Source organism: Arthrobacter sp. 9E16 (genome assembly GCF_002929435.1).
GTDB classification, from domain to species: Bacteria; Actinomycetota; Actinomycetes; order Actinomycetales; family Micrococcaceae; genus Arthrobacter_B; species Arthrobacter_B sunyaminii.
Map to the genome: position 1 here is coordinate 1 of NZ_PJIU01000009.1, position 3,861 is coordinate 3,861.

Genomic DNA, 3,861 nt, shown 5'->3' on the forward strand with positions numbered 1-3,861 from the left:
CTCCTGGTGGAGGGGAAAACAATGGGTCACAACCAAACACGTTCAACCGTGCCTGTCATGAAAAAGTATCCACGCGTAAGAATGAACACTTCCTTTTTATTCTAAACCACCCAACCATCCCCGAAAGGACAATCAGCGGTTCGTTCCACGGTGACAAACCACACACGGGTTTGTTATCCGGGAACCACATAGTGGACGCAAGCAGCATGATCAACACAATCCTTCTTTGGCGGGAACGTTTGAAGTCGTTTCCTGCCCAGACTGTGGTGTGGTGTAAGTTATCGGCCTATTAGTACCGGTCAGCTTCACGGGTCTTTAGTCCCCGCTTCCACATCCGGCCTATCAACCCAGTGGTCTGGCTGGGGGCCTCTCACACACAAGGTGTATGGAAATCTCATCTCGAAGCGGGCTTCCCGCTTAGATGCTTTCAGCGGTTATCCCATCCGAACGTAGCTAATCAGCGGTGCACTTGGCAGTACAACTGACACACCAGAGGTTCGTCCGTCCCGGTCCTCTCGTACTAAGGACAGCCCTTCTCAAATTTCCTGCGCGCGCAGCGGATAGGGACCGAACTGTCTCACGACGTTCTAAACCCAGCTCGCGTACCGCTTTAATGGGCGAACAGCCCAACCCTTGGGACCTACTCCAGCCCCAGGATGCGACGAGCCGACATCGAGGTGCCAAACCATGCCGTCGATATGGACTCTTGGGCAAGATCAGCCTGTTATCCCCGAGGTACCTTTTATCCGTTGAGCGACGGCCATTCCACAATGTACCGCCGGATCACTAGTCCCGACTTTCGTCCCTGCTCGAGATGTCTCTCTCACAGTCAAGCTCCCTTGTGCACTTACACTCGCCACCTGATTGCCAACCAGGCTGAGGGAACCTTTGGGCGCCTCCGTTACTCTTTAGGAGGCAACCGCCCCAGTTAAACTACCCATCAGGCACTGTCCCTGACCCGGATTACGGGCCGAAGTTAGATATCCAGTATGACCAGAGTGGTATTTCAACGATGACTCCACCCGAACTGGCGTCCGGGTCTCACAGTCTCCCACCTATCCTACACAAGCCACACCGAACACCAATACCAAACTATAGTAAAGGTCTCGGGGTCTTTCCGTCCTGCTGCGCGTAACGAGCATCTTTACTCGTACTGCAATTTCGCCGAGTTTATGGTTGAGACAGCGGGGAAGTCGTTACTCCATTCGTGCAGGTCGGAACTTACCCGACAAGGAATTTCGCTACCTTAGGATGGTTATAGTTACCACCGCCGTTTACTGGGGCTTAAATTCCCAGCTTCGCCCGTAAGGGCTAACCGGTCCTCTTAACCTTCCAGCACCGGGCAGGAGTCAGTCCGTATACATCGTCTTGCGACTTCGCACGGACCTGTGTTTTTAGTAAACAGTCGCTTCCCCCTGGTCTCTGCGGCCCCGATCCCCTCCGGACAGCAAGTGTCCATCAAGGTTGGGGCCCCCCTTCTCCCGAAGTTACGGGGGCATTTTGCCGAGTTCCTTAACCATAATTCTCTCGATCGCCTTAGTATTCTCTACCTGATCACCTGTGTCGGTTTGGGGTACGGGCGGCTAAAACCTCGCGCCGATGCTTTTCTAGGCAGCATAGGATCACCGGATTCCCACCAAAGTGGGTCCCGTCAGATCTCAGGTGCGTCATCCAAGACACAGTGACGGATTTACCTATCACTGACCCTACATCCTTAGACCAGGACAACCATCGCCCGGCCCGGCTACCTTCCTGCGTCACACCTGTTAATACGCTTACCTCCCGGGTTACGGTCCCGCGCTCCACCAAAAACCGTGTCGCCACAAGGGCTAACGGTCAGGTATTGGGCGGTTAGTATCCCCCGATCAGTATTGGCGGTTTTTCGCCGGTACGGGAATATCAACCCGTTGTCCATCGACTACGCCTGTCGGCCTCGCCTTAGGTCCCGACTTACCCAGGGCAGATTAGCTTGACCCTGGAACCCTTGATCATTCGGCGGACGGGTTTCTCACCCGTCTTTCGCTACTCATGCCTGCATTCTCACTCGTGTAGGCTCCACCGCTGGTTTACACCGCGACTTCACTGCCCACACGACGCTCCCCTACCCATCCAAACGCTTGAACGAAAATGGATAAACCATCCGCTTGGCTAATATTTGAATGCCACAACTTCGGCGGTGTACTTGAGCCCCGCTACATTGTCGGCGCGGAATCACTTGACCAGTGAGCTATTACGCACTCTTTCAAGGATGGCTGCTTCTAAGCCAACCTCCTGGTTGTCTGAGCAACTCCACATCCTTTCCCACTTAGCACACGCTTAGGGGCCTTAGTTGGTGGTCTGGGCTGTTTCCCTCTCGACTATGAAGCTTATCCCCCACAGTCTCACTGCTGCGCTCTCACTTACCGGCATTCGGAGTTTGGCTGACGTCAGTAACCTTGTAGGGCCCATTAGCCATCCAGTAGCTCTACCTCCGGTAAGAAACACGCAACGCTGCACCTAAATGCATTTCGGGGAGAACCAGCTATCACGGAGTTTGATTGGCCTTTCACCCCTACCCACAGCTCATCCCCTCCATTTTCAACTGAAGTGGGTTCGGTCCTCCACGCGCTCTTACACGCGCTTCAACCTGGCCATGGGTAGATCACTCCGCTTCGGGTCTAGATCACGCCACTGCATCGCCCTGTTCAGACTCGCTTTCGCTACGGCTTCCCCTCACGGGTTAACCTCGCGACGTAACACTAACTCGCAGGCTCATTCTTCAAAAGGCACGCTGTCACAAGCACAACACCACAAGTGGCATCGCCCTGCTCCAACGGATTGTAGGCACACGGTTTCAGGTACTGTTTCACTCCCCTCCCGGGGTACTTTTCACCTTTCCCTCACGGTACTTGTCCGCTATCGGTCATCAGGGAGTATTTAGGCTTACCAGGTGGTCCTGGCAGATTCGCACGGGATTTCTCGGGCCCCGTGCTACTTGGGATCCTCTCCAAGCGGCAGCATACATTCCGGTTACGGGGCTAACACCCTCTACGGCCGGGCTTTCAAACCCGTTCACCTATGCATCTGCACTCACTTCACCAATCCGGCAGAATCGGTACGGAAAGTCCCGCAACCCCAGTGATGCAACGCCCGCCGGCTATCACACACCACTGGTTTAGCCTCTTCCGCGTTCGCTCGCCACTACTAACGGAATCACTGTTGTTTTCTCTTCCTGTGGGTACTGAGATGTTTCACTTCCCCACGTTCCCTCCACGCACCCTATGTGTTCAGATGCGGGTCACCCGGTCACTCGCGCGCCGGGCGGGGTTTCCCCATTCGGACATCCTGGGATCAACGCTCGGTTATCAACTCCCCCAGGCTTATCGCAGATTCCTACGTCCTTCTTCGGCTCCTGATGCCAAGGCATCCACCGTGTGCCCTTAAAAACTTGACCACAAAGATCAATAAATATTATCGCTATCGAGAAAACCATGGAGGCCGGTAAAACCGGTCACCAGGTTTATCTGAAATTGCACTTAATAATTTTAAGATGCTCGCGTCCACTATGTAGTTCTCAAACAACAACCCCGTCACACCCCGCCACCACCACGTATTCACCGTGGAAGTCTTGGGCCTGCGCAGGAACAATCAGAAACAACACGAACCCGTGTCCCTTCCAACCCCTCCAATGAAGGCTTGAAATTCTTCGGTCCTGTTATTTCAGGACCCAACAGTGTGCCAAACGGAAAAACCCGGTACTTGAAGACACCGGCAGCGTTTCCAGTCCCGCCCGAAGGAAGAACGTACTGTGCTGCCGGGCTCAACGCCGGGCACCTGCCTATTGATATTCCACCCTTGAGCACCCACCGGAAAACATATGTT

At 54.3% G+C, this 3,861-nt stretch carries 1 rRNA gene; it reads right to left on the minus strand.

Going from position 1 to position 3,861, the window contains the following annotated elements:
- Window positions 1-268: 268 nt before the first annotated feature.
- Window positions 269-3,433: ribosomal RNA gene (locus CXR00_RS17930) — 23S ribosomal RNA — on the minus strand.
- Window positions 3,434-3,861 lie beyond the last annotated feature (428 nt).